General features: G+C 62.5%; 29 protein-coding genes and 2 pseudogenes. 12 read left to right on the top strand and 19 right to left on the bottom strand.

All coding sequences use genetic code 11. The features are described from left to right. Nucleotide 1: 1 nt before the first annotated feature. Complete coding sequence (locus OS035_RS07380; RefSeq protein WP_310808674.1) at nt 2-592, top strand: NAD(P)H-dependent oxidoreductase; 591 nt, start codon at nt 2-4, stop codon at nt 590-592. On the opposite strand, the gene OS035_RS07375 is transcribed toward OS035_RS07380, so the two are convergent. Further along, a complete protein-coding gene (locus OS035_RS07375; RefSeq protein WP_097624562.1) occupies nt 593-1,093 on the bottom strand; it encodes a MarR family winged helix-turn-helix transcriptional regulator in 501 nt (166 codons plus the stop codon). 81 nt (nt 1,094-1,174) lie between these two features. Between OS035_RS07375 and OS035_RS07370 the strand changes: the two genes are divergently transcribed. Beyond that, nucleotides 1,175-2,086, top strand: a complete 912-nt coding sequence (locus OS035_RS07370; RefSeq protein ID WP_097624563.1) for an EamA family transporter — start codon at nt 1,175-1,177, stop codon at nt 2,084-2,086. On the opposite strand, the gene OS035_RS07365 is transcribed toward OS035_RS07370, so the two are convergent. Together OS035_RS07365 and OS035_RS07360 are read right to left on the bottom strand one after the other, a co-directional pair. Continuing rightward, on the bottom strand, nt 2,034-3,287 hold the full coding sequence (locus tag OS035_RS07365) for an aminopeptidase (RefSeq protein ID WP_331813588.1): 1,254 nt from the start codon (nt 3,285-3,287) through the stop codon (nt 2,034-2,036). The two genes, OS035_RS07370 and OS035_RS07365, sit on opposite strands and share 53 nt — an antisense overlap. Nucleotides 3,288-3,414: 127 nt before the next feature. After that, nucleotides 3,415-4,098 (bottom strand): glutathione S-transferase family protein, encoded by a 684-nt coding sequence (locus tag OS035_RS07360; RefSeq protein ID WP_331813587.1) that lies wholly within the window; start codon nt 4,096-4,098, stop codon nt 3,415-3,417. Nucleotides 4,099-4,177: 79 nt separating this feature from the next. On the opposite strand from OS035_RS07360, the gene OS035_RS07355 reads away from it, so the two are divergent. After that, nucleotides 4,178-4,618, top strand: coding sequence for a MarR family winged helix-turn-helix transcriptional regulator (locus OS035_RS07355; protein WP_097624839.1), 441 nt, complete (start codon nt 4,178-4,180; stop codon nt 4,616-4,618). A gap of 2 nt (nt 4,619-4,620) precedes the next feature. On the opposite strand, the gene ybaK is transcribed toward OS035_RS07355, so the two are convergent. The 4 genes from ybaK to OS035_RS07335 all read right to left on the bottom strand — a co-directional run bounded on the left by ybaK (nt 4,621) and on the right by OS035_RS07335 (nt 6,893). Beyond that, nucleotides 4,621-5,094 (bottom strand): Cys-tRNA(Pro) deacylase, encoded by a 474-nt coding sequence (ybaK, locus tag OS035_RS07350; protein ID WP_097624566.1) that lies wholly within the window; start codon nt 5,092-5,094, stop codon nt 4,621-4,623. A 10-nt stretch (nt 5,095-5,104) separates the two neighbouring features. Next, the gene (locus tag OS035_RS07345; RefSeq protein ID WP_097624567.1) at nt 5,105-5,455 is read right to left on the bottom strand and encodes an ArsC family reductase; all 351 of its coding nucleotides are present in this window, start codon (nt 5,453-5,455) and stop codon (nt 5,105-5,107) included. A 90-nt stretch (nt 5,456-5,545) separates the two neighbouring features. Then, on the bottom strand, nt 5,546-6,604 hold the full coding sequence (locus OS035_RS07340; protein ID WP_331813586.1) for a succinylglutamate desuccinylase/aspartoacylase domain-containing protein: 1,059 nt from the start codon (nt 6,602-6,604) through the stop codon (nt 5,546-5,548). Nucleotides 6,605-6,677: 73 nt separating this feature from the next. Beyond that, nucleotides 6,678-6,893 carry a hypothetical protein gene (locus OS035_RS07335; protein ID WP_183852886.1) on the bottom strand — a complete coding sequence of 72 codons (216 nt, stop codon included), beginning with the start codon at nt 6,891-6,893 and terminating at the stop codon, nt 6,678-6,680. A 170-nt stretch (nt 6,894-7,063) separates the two neighbouring features. On the opposite strand from OS035_RS07335, the gene OS035_RS07330 reads away from it, so the two are divergent. Next, complete coding sequence (locus tag OS035_RS07330; RefSeq protein WP_097624569.1) at nt 7,064-7,627, top strand: methylated-DNA--[protein]-cysteine S-methyltransferase; 564 nt, start codon at nt 7,064-7,066, stop codon at nt 7,625-7,627. 16 nt (nt 7,628-7,643) lie between these two features. On the opposite strand, the gene OS035_RS07325 is transcribed toward OS035_RS07330, so the two are convergent. The 3 genes from OS035_RS07325 to OS035_RS07315 are packed head-to-tail and all read right to left on the bottom strand — an operon-like array spanning nt 7,644 to nt 9,680. After that, nucleotides 7,644-8,378 carry an SDR family oxidoreductase gene (locus OS035_RS07325; RefSeq protein ID WP_097624841.1) on the bottom strand — a complete coding sequence of 245 codons (735 nt, stop codon included), beginning with the start codon at nt 8,376-8,378 and terminating at the stop codon, nt 7,644-7,646. A gap of 37 nt (nt 8,379-8,415) precedes the next feature. Next, the gene (locus tag OS035_RS07320) at nt 8,416-9,258 is read right to left on the bottom strand and encodes an oxidoreductase (RefSeq protein WP_097624570.1); all 843 of its coding nucleotides are present in this window, start codon (nt 9,256-9,258) and stop codon (nt 8,416-8,418) included. 47 nt (nt 9,259-9,305) lie between these two features. Next, the gene (locus OS035_RS07315; RefSeq protein WP_097624571.1) at nt 9,306-9,680 is read right to left on the bottom strand and encodes an Atu4866 domain-containing protein; all 375 of its coding nucleotides are present in this window, start codon (nt 9,678-9,680) and stop codon (nt 9,306-9,308) included. A 126-nt stretch (nt 9,681-9,806) separates the two neighbouring features. On the opposite strand from OS035_RS07315, the gene OS035_RS07310 reads away from it, so the two are divergent. From OS035_RS07310 to OS035_RS07300, 3 genes are all read left to right on the top strand, one after another. Further along, on the top strand, nt 9,807-10,703 hold the full coding sequence (locus OS035_RS07310; protein ID WP_097624572.1) for a LysR family transcriptional regulator: 897 nt from the start codon (nt 9,807-9,809) through the stop codon (nt 10,701-10,703). 120 nt (nt 10,704-10,823) lie between these two features. Next, complete coding sequence (locus OS035_RS07305; RefSeq protein WP_097624573.1) at nt 10,824-11,390, top strand: isochorismatase family protein; 567 nt, start codon at nt 10,824-10,826, stop codon at nt 11,388-11,390. After that, nucleotides 11,387-12,385 carry a GlxA family transcriptional regulator gene (locus OS035_RS07300; protein WP_097624574.1) on the top strand — a complete coding sequence of 333 codons (999 nt, stop codon included), beginning with the start codon at nt 11,387-11,389 and terminating at the stop codon, nt 12,383-12,385. Before OS035_RS07305 ends, OS035_RS07300 begins: the two co-directional genes overlap by 4 nt. A gap of 32 nt (nt 12,386-12,417) precedes the next feature. Here OS035_RS07300 and OS035_RS07295 read toward each other — a convergent pair. Next, a pseudogene (locus OS035_RS07295) lies at nt 12,418-12,691 on the bottom strand (AbrB/MazE/SpoVT family DNA-binding domain-containing protein). 103 nt (nt 12,692-12,794) lie between these two features. On the opposite strand from OS035_RS07295, the gene OS035_RS07290 reads away from it, so the two are divergent. Further along, a complete protein-coding gene (locus OS035_RS07290; protein WP_183852879.1) occupies nt 12,795-13,649 on the top strand; it encodes a helix-turn-helix transcriptional regulator in 855 nt (284 codons plus the stop codon). 38 nt (nt 13,650-13,687) lie between these two features. Further along, nucleotides 13,688-14,233, top strand: a complete 546-nt coding sequence (locus tag OS035_RS07285; protein ID WP_331813585.1) for a YbhB/YbcL family Raf kinase inhibitor-like protein — start codon at nt 13,688-13,690, stop codon at nt 14,231-14,233. Nucleotides 14,234-14,258: 25 nt separating this feature from the next. On the opposite strand, the gene OS035_RS07280 is transcribed toward OS035_RS07285, so the two are convergent. Beyond that, a complete protein-coding gene (locus tag OS035_RS07280; RefSeq protein ID WP_183852877.1) occupies nt 14,259-14,885 on the bottom strand; it encodes a dihydrofolate reductase family protein in 627 nt (208 codons plus the stop codon). A gap of 89 nt (nt 14,886-14,974) precedes the next feature. Continuing rightward, a complete protein-coding gene (locus OS035_RS07275) occupies nt 14,975-15,373 on the bottom strand; it encodes a VOC family protein (protein ID WP_097624579.1) in 399 nt (132 codons plus the stop codon). Nucleotides 15,374-15,470: 97 nt separating this feature from the next. Between OS035_RS07275 and OS035_RS07270 the strand changes: the two genes are divergently transcribed. Then, nucleotides 15,471-16,172 carry a helix-turn-helix transcriptional regulator gene (locus OS035_RS07270; protein ID WP_331813584.1) on the top strand — a complete coding sequence of 234 codons (702 nt, stop codon included), beginning with the start codon at nt 15,471-15,473 and terminating at the stop codon, nt 16,170-16,172. Nucleotides 16,173-16,235: 63 nt separating this feature from the next. Continuing rightward, a pseudogene (locus OS035_RS07265) lies at nt 16,236-16,444 on the top strand (GNAT family N-acetyltransferase); the annotation flags it as partial. Nucleotides 16,445-16,636: 192 nt separating this feature from the next. On the opposite strand, the gene guaA reads toward OS035_RS07265, so the two are convergent. From guaA to OS035_RS07250, 3 genes are all read right to left on the bottom strand, one after another. Further along, nucleotides 16,637-18,199: a glutamine-hydrolyzing GMP synthase gene (gene guaA / locus OS035_RS07260; RefSeq protein ID WP_183779054.1), complete on the bottom strand. Its 1,563-nt coding sequence runs from the start codon at nt 18,197-18,199 to the stop codon at nt 16,637-16,639. A 112-nt stretch (nt 18,200-18,311) separates the two neighbouring features. Beyond that, nucleotides 18,312-18,950, bottom strand: coding sequence for a 5'-methylthioadenosine/S-adenosylhomocysteine nucleosidase (locus OS035_RS07255; RefSeq protein ID WP_097624581.1), 639 nt, complete (start codon nt 18,948-18,950; stop codon nt 18,312-18,314). Beyond that, the gene (locus OS035_RS07250) at nt 18,947-19,396 is read right to left on the bottom strand and encodes a PaaI family thioesterase (protein ID WP_003544704.1); all 450 of its coding nucleotides are present in this window, start codon (nt 19,394-19,396) and stop codon (nt 18,947-18,949) included. Before OS035_RS07250 ends, OS035_RS07255 begins: the two co-directional genes overlap by 4 nt. A gap of 232 nt (nt 19,397-19,628) precedes the next feature. On the opposite strand from OS035_RS07250, the gene OS035_RS07245 reads away from it, so the two are divergent. Continuing rightward, on the top strand, nt 19,629-20,705 hold the full coding sequence (locus OS035_RS07245) for a DUF2252 family protein (protein WP_183852873.1): 1,077 nt from the start codon (nt 19,629-19,631) through the stop codon (nt 20,703-20,705). On the opposite strand, the gene OS035_RS07240 is transcribed toward OS035_RS07245, so the two are convergent. The 3 genes from OS035_RS07240 to OS035_RS07230 are packed head-to-tail and all read right to left on the bottom strand — an operon-like array spanning nt 20,702 to nt 24,640. Next, on the bottom strand, nt 20,702-21,781 hold the full coding sequence (locus tag OS035_RS07240) for a DUF1513 domain-containing protein (RefSeq protein WP_097624583.1): 1,080 nt from the start codon (nt 21,779-21,781) through the stop codon (nt 20,702-20,704). The genes OS035_RS07245 and OS035_RS07240 overlap by 4 nt on opposite strands. A 4-nt stretch (nt 21,782-21,785) precedes the next feature. After that, on the bottom strand, nt 21,786-22,886 hold the full coding sequence (locus tag OS035_RS07235) for an imelysin family protein (protein WP_097624584.1): 1,101 nt from the start codon (nt 22,884-22,886) through the stop codon (nt 21,786-21,788). Beyond that, nucleotides 22,886-24,640: a di-heme oxidoreductase family protein gene (locus OS035_RS07230; protein ID WP_179867087.1), complete on the bottom strand. Its 1,755-nt coding sequence runs from the start codon at nt 24,638-24,640 to the stop codon at nt 22,886-22,888. Before OS035_RS07230 ends, OS035_RS07235 begins: the two co-directional genes overlap by 1 nt. Between the last annotated feature and the right edge of the window lie 44 nt (nt 24,641-24,684).

The raw sequence follows: 24,684 nt of genomic DNA, 5'->3' as shown, positions 1-24,684 counted from the left end.
GATGCGGATCCTGCTGGTGCTTGCCCATCCGCTGCCGGATAGCTTCGCAGCCTCGGTGGCGTACACGGCTCGGCAAGCATTGGAAGCCTCAGGTCATGTCGTCGATCTGCTCGATCTCTACGCCGAGGATTTCGATCCACGCCTGTCCCAGGCGGAGCGGAGCGGTTACTTCGATATACCCTACGACACCTCAGCCGTTGCCGACATCGTTGCCCGGCTGCAGTCGGCCGACGGGCTCGTTCTCGTGTTTCCGCAGTGGTGGTTCAATTTCCCAGCCATTCTGAAGGGATTCTTCGATCGCATCTTCGCGCCAGGTGTGGCCTTCACGCACGACGCCGCCGGCGGTCGTATTGTGCCTGAACTTACCAATATCAGATTGCTCTATGCGCTAACGACGACGGGCTCGCCTTGGTGGCTGGTGCATTTTTATATGGGCAATCCCGTTCGGCGTCTGCTGAAGCGGGGCATTGCTAGCTTCTGCTCAAAAAAACTCGTCTTTCGCATGCTGAGCCTGCATGACATGGACCGCGCGACGGAGGCGAGGCGCAAGAGGCATTTGGATCGCGTCCGCAAGGCGCTTGCCGCCGTCTGACTATTCGAAATCCGACAGGAATTTCTTGAGCAACCGGTCGAACTCGGCCTTGTCCTCGGCTGTCAGGTTGCGTGTCAGCCGGCGCTGATTGGCGACATGCGCATCGACAGCGGCCTCGACTGTCGCCAGCCCCTTTTCCGTCAGTGCGATCAACACGCTTCTGCGGTCCTGTGGATTGACGACGCGCTCGACGAAGCCCGCTTTCTCCAACTGGTCGATGCGGTTCGTCATCGTGCCGGAGCTGACCATGGTCATCTCCAGAAGCTCGCCCGGCGAAAGCCGGTGGGGGGCGCCGGCGCGGCGGAGGGTGGCGAGCACGTCGAAGGCGGACGTCGAAAGCCCGTGTTTTAAGAGCACCGCCTCCACTTCGCGGCCGAGATGGGTGCCGAGGCGCTTCAACCGTCCGAGCAGGCCCATCGGTTCGACGTCGAGGTCCGGCCGTTCCTGTCGCCATTGCGCCAGGATCTTGTCGACGTGATCCATGCTGCTGTCTTTGCTCATGATCCACCGATAACAGCCATTATCTTGACGTCAAGATAAAAAGGCGTAAGATGCGTTTATCTTGAAATCGAGATTCTTGATATGAAGACAAATCTCCGCTCCGCCGCCGACCTTGCGGCAACCGCGCTCGCACCCGCCATCTGGGGCAGCACCTATATCGTCACGACCTCCTTCCTGCCGGCTGGATATCCGCTGATGGTGGCGATGCTCCGGGCCTTGCCGGCCGGACTGCTGCTTCTGCTCCTGGTGAGGAAGCTGCCTTTCGGCATCTGGTGGGGAAGGGCCTTCATTCTCGGTGCCCTGAACTTCTCGTTCTTCTGGGCGATGCTCTTCGTCTCTGCTTACAGGCTCCCGGGCGGCGTTGCCGCAACGGTCGGCGCGGTGCAGCCGCTGATCGTCATTGCGCTATCGCGCCTTTTCCTCGGCAAACCGATCCGGCCGCTTGCCGTGCTGGCCGGTCTTGCCGGCATGGCCGGTGTCGGGCTGCTGGTGCTGACGCCGAAGGCGGGGCTTGATCCTGTGGGAATTGCCGCCGGTCTTGCCGGCGCCGTCTCGATGGCCTTCGGCACGGTGTTGACACGGCGCTGGGCACCACCGGTGTCGAACCTCACCTTCACCGCTTGGCAATTGACGGCAGGCGGCATCCTGCTGGTGCCTTTTGCGCTGTTCCTCGAACCGGCGCTGCCGACGCCGACTATCGCAAATATTGCCGGCATCGCCTATCTCGGCCTGATCGGCGCGGCCTTCACCTATCTGCTCTGGTTTCGCGGCCTCTCCCGGATCGAGCCCTCGGCGGTCGCCTCGCTCGGCTTTCTAAGCCCTGTCGTCGCGACCCTGCTCGGCTGGCTGGCGCTCGGCCAGAGCCTGACGCCGGCGCAGATCGCCGGCTTCGCCATGGTGCTTGCCAGCGTCTGGCTCAGTCAGCGCGCCACGATGCCGGTCAGGCCCATTCGCCCTGCCGCATCACCGGAACCCGCGAACCATCCGGCTTGACACCGTCGATGTCGACCTTGTTTGACCCGATCATCCAGTCGATATGGATCAGGCTGGAATTGCCGCCTTGCGCCTTGATCTCTTCCTGGCTCAGCGTCGCGCCGTTCAGGAAGCACTTGGAATAGCACTGGCCGAGCGCGATGTGGCACGAGGCATTTTCGTCGAACAGCGTGTTGTAGAACAGGATGCCGCTGGCCGAGATCGGCGAGGAGTGCGGCACGAGCGCCACTTCGCCGAGCCGGCGGGCGCCCTCGTCTGTATCGAGCACCTTGTTCAAGACTTCCTCGCCGCGCGACGCTTTCGCCTCGACGATGCGTCCGGCCTCGAAGCGCACCTGGATATTGTCGATCAGCGTGCCCTGGTGCGACAGCGGTTTGGTGCTCGAAACATGGCCTTCGACACGCAGCGCATGCGGCGTGGTGAAGACTTCCTCGGTCGGTATGTTCGGGTTGCAGGTAATGCCGTTCTTGGCGGTGGAAGCGCCGCCATGCCATTCATGCCCGTCGGCAAGGCCGACCGTCAGATCGGTGCCCGGTCCCCTGAAATGCAGCGAGGCGAAACGCTCGGCGTTCAGCCAGGCGGAGCGTTTGGCCAGATTGGCATTATGCTCGGCCCAGGCGGCGATCGGATCGTCCACATCGACACGCGAGGCGGCAAAGATCGCCTTGGCGAGCTTGGCGATCGCAATTGGCTCTGGATCGTCGGGGAAGACCACCTTGGCCCAGGACGGATTGGGATAGGAGACGATGTTCCAGTTGATGTCGAAATTCGAAATTTTTTCCAGCGCCGGCTTGTAGGCGGTGGATGTGGCGCGATTGGCGCGGCCGACCTTGCCGGCATCCTGCTCGGACAGCAGCAGCGGATTGTCGCCGGCGACCGCAAGGCGCGCCGCTCCGTTGGCATAGGCCTTGGCCATACCCTCATAGAGCCAGTCGGAGGCCCGGTCGAAGCTCTCGTCGCTGCCGTACTGATAGCGCGAAAGCGTCGTTTCCTCGTCGGAATAGAAGGCGGTTACCAGCCCCGCGCCGGCCTGATAGGCGTGCTTGGTGATGAGGCGAACGAGCGGCAGCGCCACCACAGGCGCGGTGACCACCAGATCCTGACCTTTGCGCAGCTGCAGCCCGACCTTGACGGCGACCTCGGCAAGCTTCTCCAGCTTGACGGGATCAATGATGTTCTGGCTCTGGGGCATGAAAGTCATGGCTCACCCTGCTTTCTGTCGATGATGCTTTGAGGCTGGCAGACTTAGACCCGTTTGCGGCGAAAATGAAGCGTTGTCTCGCCGAATTGCCGGCGGCCGGATGGAGGTCCGGCCGCTTGGGCGCGCTTCAGGCGGCGGCAGCTTGCCTGAGCAGGATCGAGGAATGTTTCTCGAGGAATTCCATCAGCCGCTGCGGGTAATCCGCGCCGACAGCCGCCCGGACGCTCGGACGTTCAGACAGTGCCTTGCGCCAGCGTTGTGTTTGCTCGAGCCCGTCGAAGATGCCTCTGTCGCCGAACGTATCGAAGAGATCGAAATAGCGGAAGACCGGCGCGAAGACGGCATCGACCAGGCTGAAGCTGCTGTCGGCAAAATAAGGCCCGTCGCCCAGCACCCCTTCGAGCGTCTCGAATTTGGCAATCAGCGCTTTGCGCTTGGCGTCCAGCTGCAATTCATCCTGCGCCGTTTCATAGCCCCATAAATCGGAAAGCACCGAGGAGCCGAATTCCATCCAGCCGCGATGACGGGCCCGGGTCAGCGGATCGGCGGGATGCAGGGCAGCACCGGCTTGCGTTTCCTCCAGATATTCGCAGATGACGCTGCTTTCGAACAGAATGGCCTCGCTGCCGTCCTCCGCCTCGATCCGCAGCAGCGGCACCTTGCCGAGCGGCGAGATCTTCAAAAACCAATCCGGCTTGTTGGCAAGATCGATGTTGATGCGCTCAAACGGCACGCCCTTTTCGAGAAGTGCGATCGCGGCGCGCTGCACATAGGGGCAGAGATGATGGCTGATAAGGGTAAGCTTGCTCATGGAAATCTCCTGGTCACAATCTATGCAAATGCATATAATATCGCTTGCGGCGGAATTCAAGATAGATGTAATTGCATTTATGTCCGAGAAGATGCCGAAACCCAGCGAAGCCTCGACCCGTGCCTGGACGAGCATCATGCGCGCCCGCGAGCGTCTGCTCGGCGCGATCGAAGCCGACCTGAAGGCGGCCGGCATGCCGCCGCTTGCCTGGTATGACGTCTTGTGGGAACTGGCGCGCGCGGGCGGCAGGCTGCGCCCTTATGAGATCGAAGAGCGCACCTTGCTTGCGCAGTATAACTTGTCCCGCCTGGTCGACCGGCTGGAAAGGGAGGGTCTCGTCCGGCGCGAAGTCTTCGCCGAGGACGGCCGCGGCCGCTGGGTTGTCATCACCGAGGCCGGCCGGCAGCTCCGTGAGTGCATGTGGGCCGTCTATGCAGGATCGATCGAGACCCATATCGGCTGCAAGCTTGCCGAAAACGAAGCCAAGACGCTTGCCGGCCTGCTCGACCGCTTTCTCTGAGATCAGGCGACCAATGGCGTGGCGATCGCCTTCAAGACCTTCAACGCATCCTTCGGATCGAGCCGCACCTGCAGCCCGCGCTGCCCGCCATTGATGTAGACGAGCGGCTCGACAAGAGCGGCTTCTTCGATGGCCGTCGGCACGCGCTTCTTCTGGCCGAAGGGGCTGATCCCGCCGACATGATAGCCCGTCAGCCGCTCGGCATCGGCAGGCTTCATCATATTGGCGGACTTGCCGTGAAAGGCGCTGGCGAGCCGCTTCATGCTGACCTCGCGATCCGACGGCACGACGACGCAGACCGGCTTGCCGTCCACCTCGGCCATCAGGGTCTTCAGCACCCGATGCGGCGCTTCACCCAGAGCCTCGGCCGCCTGCAGCCCGACGCGCTCGGCGCCGGGATCGTAGTCATAGGCATGGACGGTGAAGCCGATGCCAGCCTGGGAAAGAACCTGTGTCGCGCGCGTGGTCTTGGACATCGGCCGTCTGTCAGCCCCGGAACGTGTCGGCATAGATCTCCGGCTTGAAGCCGACGAGCAATTTGTCCTTCGTCTCCAGCACCGGCCGCTTGATTATCGACGGCTGGTCGAGCATCAGCGCAATCGCCTTTTCCCGGGTCAGGTTCCCGCGCTCGGCATCGGGCAGCTTGCGGAAAGTGGTGCCGGCGCGGTTGAGCACGGTGTCGAGGCCGGCCTGGTCGATCCAGGATTCGAGATGGGCGCGGTCGATGCCGAGCGCCCTGTAGTCGTGAAATTCATAGGCGACGCCGCGGTCTTCCAGCCAGCTACGGGCCTTCTTCATCGTGTCGCAATTTTTGATGCCATAGATGGTAACAGTCATGTCGATCCATTTCCCTGTGATGGCAGCGGGATAACATGGGCGAATGCTGGCGCAAACGCCGTGCGGCGTTTTATCCCCGAACTCGCCGGCTCAATTTTCCAGCGTGCCGGCCTTGCGCGAGGCCCTGCTCGGGCTGCCGCAGACGATCTTCATCAGATCGCCGCGCCGCCGCACCAGCCGGTCGGACGTCCGGGTCAGGATCAGCCCGTCCTGCGGCGCATGCAAATCGATGCTGCCGCCGGGCTGCCCCGGCCGGATGACGATCGTCGCCAGAAGCTCGCCCTCTGCAACCCTGTCGCCGATCTTGCGATGGAATAGCACGGCGCCGCCTTCGGGCGCGCGAAGGATCTCGACATTATCGAGCGGCACGGCCGGACCGGAAAATGCCGTAGTGGCCGTCTCGCCGCTGACGATCCCGCGCGTCACGAGGAAACGCCAAAGCCCGTCCGCGTCCTTCTTCGCCAGCGTCGGATCGACATCACGCTTACCGCGCAGCTCGACCGTGACCGAAAGCCGGCCCGGCAGTCGGGATCGGCGCTCGCCTGGGACCTTATATTTCCAGGCAAAGCCGACGGCCTCCTCGAAGGCCGAGCTTTCGCCATCCGAAAGCAGCACGGCCTCCATGTCGAGCGCAGCGGCGAGATCGGCCGCTTCCGGCCAGAAGGCCTCATCGATATAGGCATATTGCAGCGATTCATCGTCGCAATGCAGATCGACGACCAGATCGGCACCGAGCGCCAGATGCATCAGCTGCCGCTTCAATCTGTCGGTAGCCGGGTAATCGTCGAGGTCTTCAATCAGAGTGGCGCGATCGGCAATGGAGATCAGCGGGAAATCCCGATTGAAATTGGTGCGGGAGCCGAGATCGAAACGGCCCTGCAAATCACCGAAATGCGATTGCGCCGCACCGATCGGATTGGCCTGCTGCACGATGGTGATATCGCCGGCAATTCCGCCTTCGCTTTCCGCCTGCCGCAGCCGCTCGCAGAGGAAGTGCAAGAGCGCCGTTCCCGGCAGCTCGCCGGCATGCAGTGCCGCCTGGATATAGATCGTCGGCGCCTTGTGATCGCAACCGAAAAAACGCAGCACCGGCAACCGCCACTCCGTTCCAGGCGTATCGCCCGGGATGATGATCTCTGAAACGTCCATGCTGTCTTCGCTCCGCATTGCCATCCGAACGGCGCTTCCAGCTTTATCCGCGGATATCCGGCAAGCGCAAGTCTCACCGGGCACGGTGCCTCAGCCGAGCAGCGGCCAGCGATCGATGATGTTCGGTTTTTCCGAGAAGGCTGTGGATCAGCAGGAATTCGACGCCGCTTGCCGTTCGACGATCGCGGTAGGGCAGAGAGCGAAGAAAAGCCGTGACTGTCACTCCGGCTTTCACCCGGCCGCCCGCGCCGATTCTGACCATGGTCGAAATCGAAGGAAGTCTGTTCATGGGCTATCCGGCCGTCATGACCCACCTCGTCGTTCCCAAACGGCATGAAAGATACGCCGGCATGATAGGATATCAAGAACAGAAAAAGAACATGAGGCGCAAGAATCGGGTTGAAACAGCGGCCGTCCCGTACGATTTTGGTGTTGATCGAAAAACGTGGAGGCTGTGTTATGGCCCAGACGACATACCACTATCTGATCTTCGAAACCGCCGGCGGTTTCTGCGGCATCGCCTGGCGCGACGCCGGCATCGCCCGCTTCCAGTTGCCGACGAAGTCAGCGGAAGCAACAGAACGCCTGCTGCGCCGCCGCCTGCCGGATGCCGAACCCGGCGCGCCGACGCCCAATGTGCTCGAAACGGTCGCGGCGGTGAAGCGCTATTTCCAGGGCGAGGAAACGGATTTCTCAGGCGTCGAACTCGATCTGGCCGGCCAGGATGCCTTCTTCAGGGATATTTATGCAGCGGCAAGGCGTGTTGGTTGGGGTCGTACGACCACCTACGGCGCGCTGGCGAAAGAGCTCGGCGCCAGGCCGGAAGCCGCCCGCGACGTCGGCCAGGCGATGGCAAAGAACCCGGTCGCGCTGATCATTCCCTGCCACCGGGTGCTGGCCGCCGGCGGCAAGATCGGCGGCTTCTCCGCTCCCGGCGGTTCGTCATCGAAGGCCCGTATGCTGGAACTCGAAGGCGTCAGCCTTGCCCCGCCGCCGCCGGCCCAGCAGTCGCTGGGCCTCTAGTCGAAATGCCGGCTGCTCAATACGGGCTCGCCGTCGGTCGGATGATGATCTCGCTGACATCGACGTCATCGGGCTGGCTGATGGCGTAGAGGATCGAATTGGCGACGGCCTCCGGGCTGATCGTGACCGCTCTGAACGCCTTCATGGCGTCCCGCGCGGTCGGATCGGTGATCGTCTCGGCCAGTTCCGAGGTCGTCGTGCCGGGAGAAATGACGGTGACGCGGATGCGATCGGTCTCCTGCCGCAGCCCGTCCGAGATCGCACGGACTGCGAATTTCGTCGCGCAATAGACGGCGGCCGTCGGCGAGACACTGTGGCCGCCGATCGAAGACAGGTTGACGATCTGCCCTGATCCCTGCGCCTTCATGATCGGCAGGGCTGCGGCGATGCCGTAGAGAACGCCCTTGATGTTGACGTCGACCATCCGGTCCCATTCCTCGACTTTGAGAGCGTCGAACGGCGAGAGCGGCATGACCCCGGCATTGTTGACGAAGACGTCAAGCCGGCCGAATTCCGATCTGGCAAAACCGGCAAAGGCCTCGACCTCGGAACGGTCGGTGACATCAAGTTTTCGCAGGCGCACCATTCCCCCCTTGGCTTCGATTTCGCCGGCAAGCGCCTGCAACCGCTCGGTGCGGCGCGCGCCGATCACGATATGGGCGCCTGCGGCAGCCAGCACCCTTGCCGCAGCCTCTCCGATGCCGCTGCTGGCTCCAGTGATGGCAACGACTTTTCCTTCGATCTTCGACATTTCAAGCTCCATTTTTCGATGAGTGTTTTCTGGGCGATCAGCTGGGGAAATCGGCGCTGAGCGTCGTCTCTGCCCAGGCGTCGAAATTTACCCGCAGCGCATCGAGCCGTTCGCGGGCGATCTTCAGGGCAGGCGCGCCGAGCAACAGCCGCAGTGGCGGCTCGTCCGCCTCGAATGCCGATATGATCGCGGCTGCGGCGCGCGCCGGATCGCCTGGCTGCTTGCCGGAGACCGAACGGGTGGCCTGGCGCCGTTTGCCCGATGTCTCGGCATAGTCGTCGATAACAGTCCTGGATTCGACCATCGACCGACCGGCCCAATCCGTGCGGAAGGCGCCGGGCTCGAGGATCGTCACATCGATGCCGAGCGGTTTGACCTCATGGAAAAGCGACTCCGACAGGGCTTCGACCGCGAACTTAGTGGCATGGTAGTAGCCGGTCGCGGCGAAGGCGACGAGCCCGCCGAGCGAAGAGACGTTGAAGATATGCCCCCGACGGCGCGAGCGCATGCCCGGCAGGACGTGTTTGGTAACGGCGATCAAGCCGAAGACATTGGTCTCGAACTGGGCGCGTATTTCGGTTTCTTCGCCCTCTTCGATCGCCGAGAGGTAGCCGTAACCGGCATTGTTGACGAGCACGCCGATCGCGCCGAAATGCGCTTCGGCGTCCTGGACCGCGCGGGCGACGGAGCGGGCATCCGTCACATCGAGCGCGAGAGCAAGGGCGCGGTCGCCGTGTGCTGCCGTGAGATCTTTCAAGGCTTCGGGTCTGCGTGCGGTAACGGCGGCGCGCCAGCCCCGGGCTAGAACCGTTTCGGCAAGCGCCCGGCCGAGGCCGGACGAGGCGCCCGTTATGAACCAGATGGGTGTGATGGAAGACATGATTGTCGTCCTTTCCGGCCGGAAACGGCCTTATCCCGAGTGATGTATTATTTGCGGCGAAACACCATGCCGCCATGATGGAGTGTGTTGCCGTCGGCAAAATCGCCGTCGGCGGTGAAGCCGGTGTCGTCCCAGTATTCGATGTGGCTTCCGGTGACTTCGTAGCGGCCTCGATAGGCGCTTTCCCGGCTGCCGCGGGCCTCGTCGTAGCGCCCATCAGCCAGAAGTTCGTGGCGCACACGGCCATCATCCGTGACCCACATGCCGACATAGGGATGTTGTTGCATCATGTCCTCGCTTGTTTGTTGACGCACGGATTGCCCGGCGTTGAGACCATCCGCGGCTGCCCAACCGATCGCCGTGCCGGCCAAGGTGGTTGCGGCGGAAAGAAGCAGAACAGGTCTGGCTGAAATGTTTCGCATCGGTCTTCTCTTCGAAAGAGGCCTGTCCATGAACACTGCCTTGCTTGGCCTCGAGAGGAAGATAGTCTCCTTGGTCGACGTGATTAAGTTGCCAATTCGGGATGCCATGGTTAGAAATACTAACCAATGGTCGATGATCTCGAAGGCATTTCGGTCTTTCTTGCGGTGGCGGAGGCGCGCAACTTCCGCCTCGCCGGCGAGCGGCTTGGCGTCACCCGCTCCGCCGTCAGCCAGGCTTTGCAGCGCCTGGAGGATCGCCTCGGCGTTGCGCTCGTCCAACGCACGACGCGCAGCGTCAGCCTGACCGAGGCCGGCGAAGTGTTCTTCGAGGCGGTTCGCCCGTCTGTGCGGCAGGTCAGGGATGCGATGCAGACGCTGCGGGAAATGCAGGCGCGCCCGAGCGGCCTGCTCAGGCTCACCGTCTCGTCGATCGCCGAGAGTTTTCTGTCTGGCACCTTGCTGGCCGGCTTCATCGAGGCCTGCCCTGAGATCAAACTCGATATCACCATCACCGATGACGAATTCGATATCGTCGAGGCCGGCTTCGATGCGGGCGTCCGGCTCGGCGAGGTGATCGAGCAGGATATGATTGCAATCTCGGTCTCCGAGCGGCAGAGGCAATATGCCGTGGCATCCCCCGCCTACCTCGACAGCCGCGGCCGTCCGCGCCATCCCGGCGAGCTGCAGGGTCATTGCTGCATCGGCTGGCGGCCGCGTCCCGATACGGCGCCCTATCGCTGGGAATTCACCGAAAATGGCCGCGATTTCGAGGTCTCCGTCGATCCCGCCGTTACGACCAACGACATGGGCATGATGATCCGCATGGCCTGCGCCGGCGCCGGGATCACCTTCGGCATGGTGGAAACCTTTCAGCCCTATGTCGAACGCGGCGAACTCGTACCGCTGCTCGAAGATTTCTGTCCACCGTTTCCGGGCTTTTATCTCTATTATCCCAGGCGCCAGCGGCAGCCGCTGAAGCTACGGGCCTTGGTCGATCATATCAGGACGTCCGCCAGGCGTTAGTCGCCTGCCGCTGAAAGCAGCTATTGGCGTGAATTGTCCGCTCTTTGTCCGCGGCGTGTATTTCGCTCCGCTTTCAAATCGCGGAGTATGGCGTCATGATCAATCTCGAAGGAGCAAAAAATGTCCGATCATGATACCGTTCTTCTCGTCATCGACGCCCAGGAATCCTTCAGGCACCGTGATTATTGGGATGAAGACCTCGCCTCCGCCTATATCGATCGCCAGCAGGCTTTGATCGACGGCGCGGAAGCCCGCGGCATGACAGTCATTCAGATCTTTCATGTCGATGGAAACGGGCCGTTCTCCGAAAGCTCCGGGCTCGTCAGAACGCTTGCCCCACTCCGGATCGCCCCGAAGGCGACCTTCAGGAAGAGCCGCCATAGCGCTCTCGTCGGTTCGGGGCTCGACGTGTGGCTGACCGAGAATGGCGTCCGCCGTCTCCTCGTCTCCGGCATCCGCACCGAACAATGCTGCGAGACCACGACGCGTCACGCCTCGGATCTCGGCTATCAGGTCGATTATGTCGGCGAAGCGACCCTGACATTCCCGATGACCGACGGTATCGGACGCAGCTGGAGCGCCAGGGAAATCCGGGACCGAACCGAACTTGTTCTCTCCGGTCGCTTCGCGCGGATCGCGACCGTCGAACAGGCACTGACAGGCCGTGGGGAGCTGCTCGCCGCATGACCGACCCTGCGCAGCCCCTCGATATCCCGGTTTTCGTCGTCGTCCCGCCGCGCGTTCTGCTGCTCGACGTGGCCGGCCCGATCGAGGTGCTGCGTAAGGCCAACCTCGAACAGAACAGGGTGCGCTTTACCGTCACCTATATCGGTCCGTCGTCGACGGTCGGCAGCTCGATAGCTCTTGCCGTTACCGGCGTTGCTCCGCTGCCGGAGCGATTGCCGGATGGCGCGCTTGTCGTCATTGCCGGCAGCGCCGACGCCCCGATGGAAAACGGCCTCGAGCATAGCGAACGGGAATGCGCCGATGAGGCTGCCATCGTCGAATGGCTGAGACGTGCCATTCGTCCGGGAATTCGCCTGGCCTCGATCTGTTCGGGCGCATTGCTCGCCGCCGAGGCGGGAATGCTCGACGATTGCGACTGCACCACTCATCACGGCTGCATGGAAGATCTGATCAGGCTCGCGCCCACGGCGCGTGTCCGGGAGAATCGGCTTTATGTCGAGGACGGAGAGCGCCTGACGAGCGCCGGCATCACCGCCGGCATCGACCTCATGTTGCATATCGTCGCCGAAGCGGCGGGCCACGCATGCGCTGTCGCGGTGGCGCGATATCTCGTCGTCTATCTCAGGCGCGGCGGCTCGGACCCGCAGCTTTCACCCTGGCTTGAAGGCCGAAACCATATCCATCCGGTCATTCATCGTGTGCAGGACGCAGTGGTGGCCGATCCGGCTCAGGACTGGTCGGTCGCAGCACTTGCACGCCTCAGCGGCGCCAGCCCCCGCAACCTCTCGCGGCTGTTCAACGAACAGACAGGCATGAGCGTCACGGATTTCGTCAATCGTATGCGCGTGGCGCTCGCCCGCGAGATGCTCGCCGGTTCGCGGCTGGACATGGAGGCGGTCGCAATGCGCGCCGGCTTCGGCTCGGCGCGGCAGCTACGCCGCGCCTGGAACCGCTTGCATGAAAGCCCGCCGAGCACGGCGCGATCAAGGCTGTGATCGTCTGTCAGGTATCGGGCGATGAGATCGTATCAATCGCGATCATGGGAACGCAGGGCTTCCGCCAGGATGCCGGCTTCCATCTCTTCCAGGGTTTTCGGCTCGCCATTGAAGGGAAGCGTGCTGAACACGTCGTCTGCCTGCGTCAGCGCGAAGGCGGGCGCTTGCCTTTGCAGCACACCGTCCGGGTTTTTCTCGACAATGAGACGAGTTCCCGCCTTCCATTCCCGCCGTTGGCACACTTTTGGGAAGTATGACCTGTCCTTTGGTCGATACGGTGGTAATGAGGTTTTCAGCGCGGGCCATCGGTTTGGTCCCGTTTGGAAGACGAACATAAGATAGACAGGTGGGCCGCGATACCCAAGGATCACGATCCGGGCGAGGCGCGCGCCCTTTTGCCGGAGAAGCTATGCTGGACGAAGTCTTTCCCGTTCCGACCAGGGCCTTGATCCGCCAGGGTGGGCGAGCCTGTTTTTATCGTCTCGTCAATACGAGCCCCATTTTGTTCCAAGTGCAATCGGGAACTAAGATCATCATGGCGGATGACAGGCCTTTGCGCCTTGAGGCCGGCGCATACGGCTTGCTGCCCGACTATCAGCCATTGACGATGGAGAACATTCCGAAGGCGCCGCGAAACTATCAGACCGTAGCACTTCCCGTTCCGAGACAGTTGTTCGAGGATGCCTATGCGAGGATGGGGCCAATCGCCGTTCCCTCGCGGCCGCTTCCGGCAAGCACCTCGAGCTTCCCGGAAGAAGCCGCCGTATTGTTTGACTATTGCTGTCAGCCCGGCAACCTGGCGAGGCTTCCTGGCGCCATTGCCAGGGCCAGGCTGATGGAACTCGTCACCTGGTTTGCGCTCTGCGGTGCGGTGCTGGGTGAAGGCCAGAGTCCTCGGCTTGAGGATCGGCTGCGGCAGATGATCGAAAGCGATCCGGCCTTTGATTGGACATTGGCGCATGCGGCGCGTTCGTTCAACATGAGCGAAGCGACACTGAGGCGCAGGCTGGCCGCGGAGAATACCGGCTTCAGCGAGATCCTGAGCGATACGAGAATGAACCGGGCGCTGGGGCTCATTCATACGACGACGCTGCCGATGGCGCAGGTCGCGCTTGAGGTCGGCTACGATTCACCCTCTCAATTTTCGGCGCGTTTCAAAGAGCGGTTCGGCGTCAGTCCGCGCCACGTGCGCAGTGGTTCCGAGCATTTTGAACGGATCGGGGCAGAAGTTGAGCATAGCGGGGCAGATGCACTGACTCGCTGACGGTAGTTTTCCGGCGTCATCAACCGCAGGAAAACAGCATGCGTCTCATAACAGCAGTCCTTCTCGCCGCGTCCGTCTTTGGCGCCACGGCCGCCCAGGCCGAAATGAAACTCACCTCGAAAGATCTGACTTCAGGCAAGTCCATGGCTGATGCGCAGGTCTTCAACAGCTTTGATTGCGCGGGCAGCAACATCTCGCCGGAACTCGTTTGGTCGGCTGCACCCGAGGGAACCAAGAGCTTTGCGGTCATGGCTTACGATCCGGATGCTCCGACCGGCTCGGGCTGGTGGCACTGGTCTGTCTTCAACATTCCCGCAAATGTCTCGAAAATCGCCACTGGCGCCAGCGGTGAGAAAAAACTTCCAACGGGTGCCGTGGAAGGCCACACCGACTTCGCTACGTCAGGATATGGCGGCGCATGCCCGCCGGCCGGCGATGCGCCGCACCACTACCAGTTCACCATCTACGCGCTCTCGGTCGACAAGCTGCCGCTTCCCGAGACCGCGCCCGGGGCCATGGTTGGTTTCTATGTCAGGGCAAATACGCTCGCCAAGGCCTCCATCGAGGTGACCTACGGCCGCTGAAGCCGGCTGACCTCCGGCGACCAGTTCAGGCTGGCCGATAGATCTGCGCCACCGCGCCGCCTGGAAAAGCCTTCGAGCTCATCAGCTTGAGAGGCTTCGGCGCGGTGAGCTCGGAGAATAACGGCAGGCCTTTGCCGAGCGCCACGGGGATCACAAGCAGGGCGAACTGATCGACCAGTCCCTCGGCGATCAGGCTGCGGCCAAAGCTCACGCCGCCATGGGCGATGATCGGTTTGCCCTCCTCGGCTTTCAGCGTCGCGATTTCTTCCGCGAGGTTTCCGCCTGCCACATGTGCCTCCGCCCAGCTTTCCGCGCCGGGCTGCAGCCCTGGAGATTGTCCGGTTCCCGCCTTGGCGCCGATGTCATCGAGCGTCGCCGCCACCTTGCCGAGGATCGCCGGCCCCTGTCGTGAGAAGACGGCCTTGGGGATCTGGTTCATCGGTGGCGCGAAGGCCAGGGTGGACGTCGGCCAGAAGGGGGCCATGGCAAGGAAGCTGCGGCTGCCCATGATGTGCAGGCCGGCTTTCCCTATATATTCCACGCTCCAATTCTTCGCCTCCTGATCGGCGCCGAACATCCATGTGTTCCGGCCATCCAGATCACTGACGAAACCATCGACCGATATGGACATTTTCAGGATCAGGTCTCTCATGGCGTTCTCCTCGTTGGGCTTTGGCCCAAGGACGAACCGGACCGGGAAGATCCGACATTACCCGATCATATTAAGTGTCAGGGCCGCGCCTATCGCGACGCAAAGCGCTGCTTTGCCGAATCCGTGAACGGCATGAACAACGCGACAAGCGTGCCTTCCGGATCGCGGAACTGCACCGACCGATTGCCCCACGGCATCAGTTTAGGCTCATGAACAACTTCGACCCTATCCTTCAGCCGTGCATATTCTGCGTCGACGTCATCCACCATGAACTCGATGATCGCCGTTCGGTTGGCGCCGGCCTCGGCGCTACCTTCTTTGAACAGCGGTACGGTTTCCATGCTGCCAATGGCGAGCGCCGCCGAAGGGGTGACGATCTCGGCGAAAACCGGCGCCAACCACTCGGCCGATTGTCCGGTGACCATCTCGTAGAAGCCGACCACAGCCTTGATATTGCCGGCAATCAGCCGGGTTGAGGCAAATTTCATGACTTTTCCTTCCAGAAGACCGCAAACGCGCGCCACGTCGCTCAGGCCTTGTCGCACAGGCCTGTTGCCAGCATTATGGCAACAGGAGTCAGCAGTTATGCGAAAAGCCGATCGTCTGTTTCAGATCATTCAGATCCTGCGCCGGACGAACCGGCCGGTGACTGCCGCGGCAATCGCCGAAGAGATCGAAGTGTCCAGGCGCTCGGTGTACCGCGATATCGCCGACCTGATCGGCCAAGGGGTCCCCATCGTCGGAGAGGCCGGCTTCGGTTATTTGCTCGACCCTACCTATGACATGCCGCCTCTGATGCTGACGCCCGACGAGATCGAGGCGATCGTGCTGGGTGTACAATGGGTCGCAGGACGCGGCGATAAGGCGTTATCCGCAGCCGCACGGGACGTAGTGAGCAAGATCGCAGCCGTTATCCCCGAAAGGCTACGTCCATACATCGCTGAGCCAAGCGTTGAAGCAAAGCCTGGCACGATCACCCCGACACACACGGTCGATACGAACGAACTGCGCCATGCGATCCGTGAAGATCGGAAGCTTCGCCTGCGGTATCGATCCGATACTGGGGAGGAGACTGAGCGGATCGTGTGGCCGGTCATCCTCGGCTACAGTGAAGCAACGTGCCTGATTGTCGCGTGGTGCGAATTACGGCAGGACTTCCGTCATTTCCGAACCGATCGCATGCTTAAGATCGAAGTGCTGGAGGCGAGCAACGGCCTAAGGAAAGGCGACTTGCGTCGCCGCTGGGAGCGGTGGCGCGAGGAGCAGCCCTCCCGGTCCGACCACTGATCGCCGGGAGCCGCCGGGGCAGATGGCCCGCTACAGAGATATCGGTTGCGATCCGAGCCTAGTTTAGGTGGACAGCTCCTCGCGCCGCGGCGCTTCGCTGCCTGCGGATCGCGTCCGAAGCAGGCGGCGTTCTGCTGATTATCGACGCAAAGGGCGAGCGCGCAGCCCAATGGCATGTCAGCTATGGGGCCCAGCCGCTGGAAAGCCAGCCGCTTACGCTTGTGCCGCTCGCCACCTTCGCCGTTGATCTCAAGGGCAAGGGTCTTCTCTGACGGTCGTTCAGGCCTGTCGCCTTGTGGAGCAGAGCCACCAGTTCACGCTTGTTGCGCGGCGGCCGGCCATCGACCGTCTATTCCGGGGCTTGCCCCGCGATAGACGGCGATAGATGGCAGATGATTTATTGCTTTTTCAGTACGTTATTAAGGGTTTTGGCGCGCTATCGGCGGCGTTCGGATAGGCCAAAATCACTCCCACTCGATCGTGCCGGGCGGCTTCGAGGTGACGTCATAGACCACGCGGTTGATGCCACGCACCTCGTTGATGATGCGCGTGGCGGCGCGGCCGAGGAATTCCATGTCGTAGTGGTAGAAATCCGCGGTCATGCCGTCGACGGAGGTGACAGCGCGCAGTGCGCAGACGAATTCATAGGTGCGTCCGTCGCCCATCACGCCGACGGTCTGGACGGGGAGCAGCACGGCGAAGGCTTGCCAGATGGCGTCGTAGAGGCCGGCCTTGCGGATTTCGTCGAGATAGATCGCATCGGCTTCGCGCAGGATTTCCAGCTTCTCGCGGCTGATGCCGCCGGGGCAGCGGATGGCAAGGCCGGGGCCGGGGAAGGGGTGGCGGCCGATAAAGCTGTCGGGCAGGCCGAGCTCGCGGCCGAGCGCGCGCACCTCGTCCTTGAAGAGTTCGCGAAGCGGCTCGACGAGCTGCATCTTCATGCGCTCCGGCAGGCCGCCGACATTGTGGTGCGACTTGATCGTCACCGACGGGCCGCCGGTGAAGGAAACGCTCTCGATCACATCAGGATAGAGTGTACCCTGGCCGAGGAAATCGGCGCCGCCGAGCTTCTTCGCCTCTTCCTCGAAAGTTTCGATGAACAGCCGGCCGATGATCTTGCGCTTGGTTTCCGGGTCGCTGACGCCTTCGAGCTCGCCGATGAAGCGGTCGGAAGCGTCGACATGCAAGAGATGCAGATTGTAATGCTCGCGGAACATGGCGACGACATTGGCCGCCTCGTCCTTGCGCATCAGGCCGTGGTCGACGAGGATGCAGGTCAACTGATCGCCGACCGCCTCGTGGATCAGGAGTGCGGCGACCGAACTGTCGACGCCGCCCGAAAGCGCGCAGATGACGCGCTTGTCCCCCACCTGCTTGCGGATCTCGTCGACCGCCTTCTGGCGATAGGCCGACATCGACCAGTCGCCCTTGATGCCGGCAATGTTATGAATGAAGTTGCCGATCAGCTTTGCGCCGTCGGGTGTGTGCACGACCTCGGGGTGGAACTGCACGCCGTAATATTTGCGCTTCTCGTCGGCGATGAAGGCGTAGGGGGCGTTGGAGGAGGTGGCAACCACCTCGAAACCGTCAGGCAGCGCCGTGACGCGATCGCCATGGCTCATCCACACCTGATGGCGCGAGCCGGAGGACCAGAGGCCCTCGAACAGCTGGCAGTCCTTGTCGACGTCGAGGAAGGCGCGGCCGAATTCGCGGTGATGGCCGCTCTCGACCTTGCCGCCGAGCTGCATGCACATCGTCTGCTGGCCATAGCAGATGCCGAAGACCGGCAGGCCGCTGTCGAAGATGATCTGCGGCGCTCGCGGCGACCCCTCGTCGACCGTGGAGGCCGGGCTGCCGGACAGGATCACGGCTTTCGGCTGGAGGCGCTGGAAGCCCTCTTCGGCCGATTGGAACGGAACGATCTCGCAATAGACGCCGGCCTCGCGCACGCGTCGTGCGATGAGCTGGGTCACCTGGCTGCCGAAATCGACGATGAGAACGGAGTCGGGATGTGCTGTCTGGGTCATGGCGAGGCTTTAATGAAAAGCGCTTCGCCTTGCAATCCGGGAAATCGGCGGCGTCGGGTTTTTATTGTTCCGATTGTCCCCCGCGCAGCTGACGCGCGGCGCTTTCGAGCGGTCAGAACCAGAAAACCCCGTCCTCCAGCGCCGTGAACAGGCTGTCGACGCCGTAGGAGAGCTTGCGGTCGACGATGTGCAGATATTCCGTCCAGCCCGAGATGTGCTGCAGCTCGACCGCGCCGTCGGAAATGCCGCGAAGGCCGATCAGCGGCAGCTTGTAGCCCTGGCAGGCGCGCAGCACCGCATAGGTCTCCATGTCGACCATGTCGGCGTCGATGGCGCTATAGGCGGTGCCCGAGATGACATTGCCGCCTGTCGAAAGGCTTGCTTCGGCAATGCCCGGAATGCGCAGCGGCAGCTCAAGCGTTGCCGGCAGGTCGAGAAAGGGCGTGCGGCCCTTTTCGAAGCCGAGCGGCGAAGCGTCCATGTCGCGGTAGGAAACCGAGGTTACCTGATAGATTTCCGTCTGCTCCAGTTTGGCGGAGCCGGCCGAGCCCAGCGAAACCACGAGATCCGGCAGGTCGTCGGCGGCATCCAGCCGCGCCAGCGTCTTGGTCAGCGCGACCGCCGCCTCGACCGGGCCGACGCCGGTCATCAAGGGTTCGATCCGCGACCGCAGGAAGGGGCCGTATTCGGCCTCCGCCGCCATGACGAACAGCATGGATTTTCCCGCGACCGACTTCAACTCGAATTTCATCCCGTAATCCCTTCTCTACCGCGGATCACCATCATCGTTCCGGTCATGGAGGCGATGAGTTTCGCCGGCCCGTCGCTGATCGCGTAGCCTCGCCCGTCGGCGACGATGATGGTGGAGCCGGGTTTGGTAATTTCCCCGCGGAACAGGAAACGATCGCCACGCCCCGGCGACATGAGATTGACCTTGAATTCGATCGTCAGGATCGAGGCTTCGGGGTCGATGACGCTGTAGGCGGCAAAGCCGCAGGCTGAATCGAGCGCTGCAGAAATGATACCTGCGTGCAAGATGCCGTGCTGCTGTGTCAGTTTGACGTCGAAGGGAAGCTCGATCTCAACGACGCCGTGCTCGACGCGCGTCAGCTCCGCGCCGATCGTCTCCATCGCTGCCTGCCGCGCAAAATTGCGGCGGATTCGCGCGCGGAAATCGCCCCTGTCAGTCTCGCTCATGTCTGCCCCTCTTGCAGCCGGGAAAGTGGCATGGCGGGCCGGATTCGACAAGCTGCACATTGCTGAAATCGGTCTCAGCGCCGATGGAAAGCTGCGGCCGTGTCGCCGGGGCAACCTTTCGTCTTTCCGTCGCCATGCAAGCGGGTGATGCAAGCCGGTGCGAAGACGATTGCAGCTTCGCGCTCAGCGCGTATTCTCCGCGTCATGTCTCGAAAGAACGGAGCGCCGGCGCATGACGACGATATCGCAATCGGTCCGCAATTTCGAGACCTGGCTGGCGGGCGAACTCGGCGGCGATCTCGTCAAGGAGGATCTTCTTGAGAAGCACGAGAAGATGCGCAGCGGCGGCTTCGTCTTCCTGCGGGCCACCTATTGGCGTTGGTGCGAGACCATCCTCGATATCTGCCCGGAGCTTGGCCGCGCGCCCGAAGTGCTGGCGATCGGCGATACGCATCTGGAGAATTTCGGCACTTGGCGCGATGGCGAAGGCCGGCTCGTCTGGGGCGTCAATGATTTCGACGATGCGGCTGTGATGCCCTATGCGCTGGATCTCGTTCGCCTTGCGGCAAGCGCCATCCTGGCGCGCGGCGAGGATGGTCCCTCGGTTCGGATGATCGGCGAGTTGATCCTCAGCGGCTATCGCAGGGGCCTTGAAAATCCACTGCCCGTCATTCTCGAGCGGGATCACAAGTGGCTGCGCAAGGCGCTGATGCTGCCGAATTCCGAACGCCGGGAGTTTTGGGAGAAATATGAAATGCTGCTTCCCGGACGCGAGCCGCCGCCATCCGCTTATGCCAAGGCGCTCGCAGCTGCACTGCCGCCCGGTTCGGGACCTTTCGTGGCGAAGCCGCGCAGCGGCGGCACCGGCAGCCTCGGCCGGCCGCGTTTCGTCGCCTATGCGGAATGGCAGGGCGGGCCGGTGCTGCGTGAGGCCAAGGCGCTGATGCCGTCCGCCTGGTCGCTTCGCCACAGACCACAGGACATGGCGATCCATGTGGGAGAGATCGCCAATGGGCGGGCGCGGTGCGTCGATCCGCATTACCAGATTTCCGGCCGCATCCTCGTGCGCCGGCTCTCGCCGAACAGCTGTAAGATCGAAATCGACCGCCACTCCGACATCCTGCTTTCGCCGACGATGCTCGAATTGATGGGTTTCGAGATCGCCAATTGCCATTCCAACGATGCGGCTGCGACAGCGAGGATTCTCCAGGATATCAAGACGCGGGGAAACGAATGGCTGCATGAGGCGGCCAGGGCCGCCGCCTCAAGCGTCAGTGCCGAGCAGAAAGCCTATTCGCGCGGCGGCTAAATCCGCACGATATGCTGGTCCCATGCGACGTCGCTGCGGGTCGACAGGAAATCGCCGTCGTAGGAGGAGACGGCAAAGCCGCTTTTGGCCGGGGCGATGCCGGCCGCGTCCGGAATGATCGTCTCGGCCAGGACCTTGCCCGTCCTTGCGTCGAGGGTCACCGAGGCGCCGCCCTTCGGCGAGGTGATGCCGACGATGCCCTCGCTGCGGTTGACGGCAATCGCACCAACGTAATTAGCCAGCCTGCGCGTCGTCTGCTCCGGCAGGTCGATGAAGGAAAGCTCTTCGCCCTTGGCGAAATGGCCGACGAGCGGCGGTAAATCCTTGCGGTGACCTTCGTATTGGCAGGCAAACCAGATGCGGCCCTTGTCGTCGAGATCGACGTGGCGGGTGGAAAGCTCCGCCCATTGCGCCGGCAGCACATGTTTTTCGACAAGCGCCCCGGTCGCCGCATCGATCAGCGCCAGCGACGGCTGCATCTCCCCGAGATTGAGTTTGGTGCGGCCGAAATCCGGATGCGTCTCGATGCCGCCATTGGCGACGATCAGAAGGCCTCCGTCATCGGAAACCGTCATATCGTGCGGACCGATGCCATAGGTCTCGTATTCGCCGATGCGGGTGAAGCGGTTGCCGGCGTCGTAGATGCCGATCATACCGCGATTGCCGTCGAAGTCGTTTTCGCTGGCGTAGAGAAAACGACCGTCGGGAGAAAAGGCGCCGTGGCCATAGAAATGCCGGTCTACCCTGGCGCTGATGACGATCGGCTCGCTCCTGTGCCAGGGGTCGAAGATCATGGCATAGGTGCCGGGCCGGCGGGCGAAAGCGACGGTCCTGCCGGAGACGGCGCTGAACGCCATGCCGTGGGCCCGGGCGGGAAGCTTGACCTGGTCGACGATCTCGCCGCGCTCCGTCACGGTGGCAACGGCAAAGGAGCCGTCGGCAGCGCGAATGCCCGAGGCATAAACTGCATCGGCCCGCTCCAGGGCCATCAGCGACTTCGGCGCCAAACTCGCAAGGAAGCCGAGTCCGGCGGCCTTGACGAAACCGCGTCGGTCGATAGCAGTTGTTCGCGTCATCGCTTCAGTCCCCGTCTGAAAAGGAAAAGCCGGCCGAGAGGCCGATTGCGGCGCCATATTCGTCGCTGATCCTAGTGATCAGATCACGGCTTTCGGCCAAAAGCGTGTCGAGCTTGGCCTTTTCCGCATCGCTTGTGGCGGCGTCTATATCGGGGTTGAGTTTCGGCACGCTGTCGAGCAGCGATTTGAAGTCTTCGTCGATCGAGGCGGCGACTGCCTGTTTGTCCGGCGGCAGAAGCTCGGCCATGCCGGCCTTCTGCCAGAGCGTGCGCAGGCCGTCGATATTGGCGGTCATTGATTTCCAGGTATTCTTGGAACGCCAGTAGATCGCCATGCGCGGGCGCGGCGTGGTGTCCTTGCCCTTGTAGAATTGCTCCAGCCGCTGGTCGCGGACGTTCTCGGCGCCGTGGACGAGAATGCCGAGCAGCGCTGTCACGGCTTCCTTATTGTCCATGAAATCGTTGCTCTGCGGACCCGGATGTTTCCAGCTCGCCTGCACGCCGTCCGGCTTTTCCCAGGCGGCGACGACTTCGCCGGCCTCACGCTGGATATTGCCGGCGACAGCGGCGCCGTAAAGGCAACGGAAGCCGCCCTTCTGCTTGATCAGATCGTCCGAGCCGTTGCCGTAAAGCACGTATTCCAGCGCCGTCAGGCCCTGCAGCGCCACACTCTTGCCGGCGATCGCATCGACCGTCGCATCCTTCGGGTCGGCCTTGGCGATTAGCGCCTGCACCTGCTTCAGGCCAACGCCCTTGCGGTCGGGGTAGAACAGGATGTGTTCGAAGAGATTGTCCTGGATAACAGGTCCGGTCTGGACGATTTCGATGATCGACCAGTAGCGGATCGTATCGTCAAAGGCCGACTTCGCCTTATCCAGCGTCTGCTGGGTGCCGCCGTCGCAAAGATCCTTCATCGCCGTCGTCAGCCGGGCGGCGGACTGCTGCATGTTGCGATAGCCGGGGCGGATCACCTCGTCGACCGCGCGTTGCATCACGGCGGGAACGGCATCCTCGTTCATCCCTGCCGGCGGAGCGGCGGTCTGGGCAGCCGCCGACGTGGCAAGGCCGATCAGAGTGAGGCAGAGCAGGGGGTGCCAAAGGCGCATCAAAGTGACTCCAGGAATGTAATCAGGGCCGCCCTGTCGTCTTTCGACAGGGAGGAGAAAGCGTTGCGGGCCTTGTCTGCTTCGCCGCCGTGCCAGAGGATCGCCTCGGTGAGATCCCGCGCACGGCCGTCATGCAGGAAAAAGCTGTGTCCGCTGACAGTCCGGGTCAGTCCTATACCCCATAGCGGTGGCGTGCGCCATTCACGTCCGCTTGCAAGACCGACTTGCTGCCCGTCGGCAAGCCCGTCGCCCATATCGTGCAAAAGGAAGTCGGAATAGGGCCAGATCAGTTGGAAGGACTGCGCCTTGTCTGCCGAATCCCGGCGGGTGACGAATTTCGGCACATGGCAGGAAATGCAGCCGCTTTCATAGAAAATCCGTTTGCCCTTCAGCGTCTCGGGAAAGCTCGCCTTGCGGCGCGCCGGAACGGCAAGATTTTCGGAGTAGAAGGTCACGAGGTCGAGAATGGGGCCCGGCGCTTCTTCCGCGCCCAGCCGTTTCTGCACGCCGGTCGGCAGATCGAGGCATTTCTCCTCCGCCTTGGTGCAATCACCATGCGCGTCCGGGTGGTCGGGTGTCGAGATGCCGATATCATTGGCAAATGCGTCGGCATTCTGGTCGCGCACCGTGGCGTTCTGTGCCTTCCAGCCGAAGCGGCCGAGCGCGATCTCGCCGCTGCGGTGATCACGGACGATCGCCGCCTTGCCCGAAATGCCGTCGCCATCGGCATCATCGGGGTCGGCATGGGCAAGGATATCTGCCTCGGGAATGGCCTCGATCAGCCCGAGGCCGATCATGGCGGGGGCGACACGCGCCGAGATCGTCGTCGCCGCATCGAGCGGTCCATAGGCCAAGTTGGTCGCCGCATAATGCGGGCGGCGCAGAGACACGGTTTCGCCGTCGCCAAGCGTTGCCGTCTCCTCATCATAGCGGATCGTCATCCGGCCTTCGGCGGCAAGACCGGGAACGGCAAGATCCTGCAGCTGATGGCCATAGACCGGATCGGGGAAATTGAGGATATCCGCGCCTGCGATCGCCTTTTCTTCCTCCGGCGTTGCGGCCGCACGGGAAAGCCGCAGGAACATCGAGACGGCGCTTGGACCCCCTTCCGGCGGTTTGCCGCGGCCGTCATTGACGTGACAGCTCATGCAGGAGCGGGCGTTGAAGAGAGGGCCGAGCCCATCGGAAGCCTGCGTCGAGGAGGGGGAGGAAACCCAGAGCTTACGGAAAAGCGCATTGCCGAGCTTGAAATTCTGCTCTTCCTCGAAGGGAATGTTGGCCGAAATATGCGAGAAACTGTCTTCGGTGACGGGATCGATCGAGGTCGCCCCGCCCGCCTGCATCGCCTCATATTGTTCAGCTTTGGAAAAATCGCTAGTCGGCCGCGTCACGTCGGCGACGCGTTTGAGATCGGTTTCGGGAAGGTCGGTGCGTTTGGTTGGAAGATCGAAACCGGAGGCAAAAGCCACGGGTGCTCCGGCAAGGGCGGCGTAGGCTGCGACGCGGAGGCATGGGCGGAGTTTTGAGAGGACGCGATGAGCCCGAGCGGTAAGCTCCGGGGTGCTGGCGCGCGCTTCCTTTGCAACGCCCTCATTCGCTTCCTCGGGCTTTGCCCGAGGGATGTCACAGGAATCCAGTGCGCCCAAGTCCTTGGGCGTGGAAGACTCCCCTCTGACCGAGTCATTCACGGCGCGGACGCGCCGTGGCTGGATTCCTGTGACGAGCACAGGAATGAGGGAAGTAACAAATCGCATTTCAGAGTCGGGGCCGCTCCGTCATCGAAGCGGCCCGCCTTTGC

It is taken from the genome of Rhizobium sp. 268, assembly GCF_036571585.1.
Classification (GTDB): Bacteria; Pseudomonadota; Alphaproteobacteria; order Rhizobiales; family Rhizobiaceae; genus Rhizobium; species Rhizobium redzepovicii.
Note: the sequence above shows the minus strand (reverse complement) of the source record. Positions and strands in the feature narration are given on the sequence as shown.